The organism is Kitasatospora sp. NPDC004723 (assembly GCF_040609255.1).
Classification (GTDB): domain Bacteria; phylum Actinomycetota; class Actinomycetes; order Streptomycetales; family Streptomycetaceae; genus Kitasatospora.
On record NZ_JBEXJT010000096.1, the window covers coordinates 1 to 4,082 of the forward strand.

Here is a 4,082-nt window from a genome sequence, read left to right on the forward strand (position 1 = left end):
AAGCTAAGCCTCACAGCGCCGATGGTACTGCAGGGGGGACCCTGTGGGAGAGTAGGACGCCGCCGAACAAATTTTGAGAAGAACCCCCGCCGGTTATCCGGCGGGGGTTCTTTGCGTTTACCGAAAATCTCTCAGCTGGGTGGTTGGGCGGTGCCCCAGCTGGGGCGGCTCTCCCCGTGGCCGGTGGTGTCGGTGATCCGGGTGGCGCCGGAGCCGTCGGCGCGCATGGTGTAGAGCTCGGAGGTTCCGCCGGCGGGGGCCTGGGCGAAGGCGATCGTGGTGCCGTCGGGGGAGTAGGAGGCGATGCCGTAGGTGGTGTCGGACGGTCCGGGGGTGAGTGCTTCGACGGCGGTGCCGTCGGGGTGGACGGTGTAGATGCCGCCGCCGGGGGCGTTGTCCGGGCCGGCGGGGTAGGTGGTGAAGACGATGCGGCTGCCGTCGGGGGACCAGTTGGCGCGGTCGCCGGCCCGCAGTTCCCACGGGGTGAGGCGGCGCAGGCCGGTGCCGTCGGCGTTGACGATGTAGAGCGCGCGGCTGTTGGCGGGCTGGCCGGTGGCGCTGGTCCGGTAGGAGAAGACGAGCTGTTTTCCGTCGGGGGACCAGGCCGGGTCGGTGACGACGCCGGAGTAAGGGGTGTCGTTGGTCAGGAAGGTGAGCCGCTGGGCGGTGGTGCCGTCGGGGGCGATGAGGTAGAGGTCGCTGTACTGGATCTGCTCGCTCGTCGGGTCGGCGGTGCCCCAGCCGCGGGTGAAGGCGAGCTGCTTGCCGTCGGGGGACCAGGCGGGCATGGTCTCTGTCTCGTTGAGGCAGTCGGGGGCGCCGGCCTCGCAGAGCGAGCCCAGTGGGTGGATGTTCTGTCCGTCGGTGGCGGTGGTCCAGATCCGGCCGGGGGAGTCGCCGCCGGTGCGGTCGAAGGCGAGGGTGGTGCCGTCGGGGGACCAGGCGGGGTGGTCGTCGCGGGTCTGGTCGGCCGGCTGGGTGAGTTGCCGGCGGGTCTTGCCGTCGGGGGTGACGGCGAAGATGGCGCTGGTGAGGCGGTCCTGGTCGAGGAAGACCCGGCCGGCGATGAGGCCGTTGTGCGCCGCTGGGGCCGTGGGGGTGGCCGCGGCGGCGCCGACTACGCCCGCGGTGGCGTCGGCGACGGCGGGTTCGGCGGCCGGGGCCGGGGTCGGGGTGGGGGTGGGGGCTTCGGTGCGGATCTCGCTGAGCGGGATGTCGCCGGGCTGGGCGCCGCAGCCGGTGAGCAGGGTCCCGGCGAGCAGGAGGCCCGCACCGGCGCGGTGGCGGGTGCGGGCCGTGGTGGGGGTGGTGTGGGAGAGCCGTGTCCGTGTGCGGGTCATCCGCGTCTCATCTCCGTCTCCGATCCGCCCGGCGCGGCCGGGCGTGAGCCCCCCGAAGGAGCTGTCACTGTGTCAGATCGGAGAGGGGCGGGCGGGGAGACACGCAACGGGCCGCGTCCGCTCGGAGACGGGGAGTCATCCGTTCGCGGGGCGTGGACGGGGCGCGTGGCCGGACTTCGGTCAGCCCCGGGCGGCGCGGCGTTCGGCCTTGGCGACGGCCTCCGCCTCGTCCTCGGCCTCGGCGGTCTCCAGGGTGGGCGCGGTGCCGCCGAGGTGGACGGGCAGCCACCAGGTGTCGTCGGGGCCGGAGGGCTTGCCGGGGTACTCGCGCTGGGCCCGGTCGAGCATCTCGGTCATCGCGGCGCGCAGTCGGCGGGTGACCATGACGGGCTTGTCCTCGGGCGTCAGCACGATCGGTTCGCCGATCATGATGGTGACCGGGACGTGCCGCTTGGTGAGGGTCTTGGGGCGGCCCTTGGTCCACAGCTGCTGGGTGCCCCAGAGGACGACGGGCAGCAGCGGGGTGCCGGAGTCGGCGGCCATCCGGGCGGCGCCGGTCTTGAACTTCTTCAGCATGAAGGAGCGGCTGATGGTCGCCTCGGGGAAGACGCCGACCACCTCGCCGGCCCGCAGGGCGCGGACGGCGGCCTCGTAGGCGGGCTGACCGTCGGTGCGGTCGACGGGGATGTGCTTCATGCCGCGCATCAGCGGGCCGGAGACGGCGTGCTTGAAGACGTCGTCCTTGGCCATGAAGCGGGTCTTGCGCTTGCCGCCGCGGTAGGCGCCGAGGCCGGCGAAGAGGAAGTCGAGGTAGCTGATGTGGTTGCTCACGAGCACCGCCCCGCCCTTGGCGGGGATGTGTTCGGCGCCGACGATCCTGATGCGCACGTCGAGTGCGCGGAAGACGGTCAGCGCGGCGCCGATCACCGGCGGGTACACGAGCTCTGCCACGGTCAGTCCTGACTTCGACGGGCCTGGCGGCCCGGTACGGCGGGGACCCGCGTGCCGTAGGTGGGGGCCGACCGGGGGCGCGGCACACCGCGGTGGCCACGGGCGATACACGGAGATGATCCCCCGAACGGGTACCCGCTGTCACCTGAGCGGTGCCCGCGGGGCCCGATCGGGAGGTGTGATGTGCGTGATGAGCCCGGCCGGGAACTTTTCCCGGCCGGGCGTCCGGTCGGTTTTCTCCGGCCCGGGCCGGCTCAGGCGGCCAGGTCGGTCCGGGTGCGGGCGCGCAGGACCAGGAGGTACGCCTCGCAGCCGAGGCAGTAGCCGAACGCGGCGTTGAGGAAGGCGGCGGCCAGCGCGAACCCGGTGGCGAGCAGGCCGAGCCAGGCGACTCCGGTCAGGAGGCCGGCCGTGCCGACGGCGGCGAAGACCAGGCCGACCCCCTGGGCGAACCGCGGCGGGCGCTCGTCCTCGGTCTCGGCGGGTGGTGCCAGCCGGGGCCGGACCAGGGTGCGGTAGAGCCAGGAGTAGGGGGAGCGGCGCAGGCCGCCGAGGGCGCCGAGGGCGAAGACGAGGGTCTGGGCCGCGAGCAGTGCACCGCTGCCGGTGAGCAGGACGGCGATCAGGACGAGGGTGGTGAGGGCGGCGGCGAAGCGCGGGCCGCGGGGGTCGATCTGCACGGGGACTCCGGGGCGGGGAGGGCGGCGGGGCGCGCGGCGACGGGGTCGCGCGGGCGTCCGGGAGGGCCGGGGCGCGCGTCAGCGACAGCGCGAGGCCGTGGCCCGGCACAGGTCGACCACCCGGCGGGTGGTCAGCAGCGGCTGTACGGGGCGGTCGGAGTCCACGGGCCGATCGTACGCGGGCCCGGTGACACGGGTCGAGGGGGGGTTGCGGGAGGGCCGGGCCCCCGTCGTCGGCGCGTTGCGGGGGCGGAGCAGACTGGGGGGATGACCGGGTTGGTGGTGTGTGTTGTCGTGCTCGTGGCCGCGAGCACGTTCGGGCTGATCCGAGCGAAGCGTGACGGGAGGCTGAGGGTGCGGGAGCGGGACGGGGCGGTGCGGCTGTCGGCGGCGGAGCTGGGGGAGGCGCTCGGGGAGCGGGCGACGCTGGTGCAGTTCTCCACCGCGTTCTGCCAGCCGTGCCGGGCCACCCGGCGGGTGCTGGCCGAGGTGGCGGGGATGGTCGGCGGGGTTGCGCACGTCGAGCTGGACGCCGAGGAGCGGTTGGAGCTGGTGCGGCGGCTGGAGATCGTGCGGACGCCGACCGTGCTGGTGCTGGACGCCGGTGGCCGGGTGGTGCGGCGGGCGGCCGGGCAGCCGCGGAAGGCGGATGTAATCGCGGCGCTGGGTGCGGCGGTCTGAGCCCTGTCCGGGGTGTCCGGGGTGGCCCGGGCCGTGGGCGCCGGGGTGCGGGCGGGGGCGTGCGGGATGCCGCCGAGGTGAATCCGGTGGCCCGAGGGCAGCCCCGTCGGGTGGAGCCCGAGGTGGCCTGGGGCAGGATGGCCCTGACGAGGCACGCCGGCCGGGGGCGCGACGTAAGCTACTGGTGAGTAGTGACCGTCGGGCTACTGGCGGGTATGCTGCCAGCAAGTTCCGGACCGGCACGGGAACACGCTGCCGGGAGTGGGTGCGAGCCGTGTACGCGCCCACGTGCACTGCCGCAGCCGCCGGACGAGACCAGTACAGGAGACAGGCCGTGAGCTTGAGGATCGTTGTCTGTGTGAAGTACGTGCCGGACGCGACGGGTGACCGTCGTTTCTCGGACGATCACACCACCGACCGGGAGGGCGTG

Annotated in this window: 4 protein-coding genes and 1 pseudogene; 2 read left to right on the forward strand and 3 right to left on the reverse strand. The window is 73.9% G+C overall.

Translation table 11 applies throughout. The annotated features are described in order from the left end of the window. Positions 1 to 131: 131 nt before the first annotated feature. The 3 genes from ABZW10_RS38595 to ABZW10_RS38605 form a co-directional block, all read right to left on the reverse strand. The gene (locus tag ABZW10_RS38595; RefSeq protein WP_355376366.1) at positions 132 to 1,340 is read right to left on the reverse strand and encodes a hypothetical protein; all 1,209 of its coding nucleotides are present in this window, start codon (positions 1,338 to 1,340) and stop codon (positions 132 to 134) included. Between the two features lie 180 nt (positions 1,341 to 1,520). Further along, positions 1,521 to 2,291 carry a lysophospholipid acyltransferase family protein gene (locus ABZW10_RS38600; protein WP_355376369.1) on the reverse strand — a complete coding sequence of 257 codons (771 nt, stop codon included), beginning with the start codon at positions 2,289 to 2,291 and terminating at the stop codon, positions 1,521 to 1,523. 254 nt (positions 2,292 to 2,545) lie between these two features. After that, a complete protein-coding gene (locus ABZW10_RS38605) occupies positions 2,546 to 2,971 on the reverse strand; it encodes a DUF4395 domain-containing protein (RefSeq protein ID WP_355376372.1) in 426 nt (141 codons plus the stop codon). Between the two features lie 267 nt (positions 2,972 to 3,238). Between ABZW10_RS38605 and ABZW10_RS38610 the strand changes: the two genes are divergently transcribed. Next, positions 3,239 to 3,652 carry a thioredoxin family protein gene (locus ABZW10_RS38610; RefSeq protein WP_355376375.1) on the forward strand — a complete coding sequence of 138 codons (414 nt, stop codon included), beginning with the start codon at positions 3,239 to 3,241 and terminating at the stop codon, positions 3,650 to 3,652. A gap of 334 nt (positions 3,653 to 3,986) precedes the next feature. Continuing rightward, positions 3,987 to 4,082 (forward strand): annotated as a pseudogene (locus ABZW10_RS38615) (electron transfer flavoprotein subunit beta); the annotation flags it as partial.

Coding starts and splice junctions, on each gene's coding strand:
- ABZW10_RS38595 (WP_355376366.1), bottom strand. CDS start 1,340: ATGACCCGCACACGGACACGGCTCTCCCACACCACCCCCACCACGGCC.
- ABZW10_RS38610 (WP_355376375.1), top strand. CDS start 3,239: ATGACCGGGTTGGTGGTGTGTGTTGTCGTGCTCGTGGCCGCGAGCACG.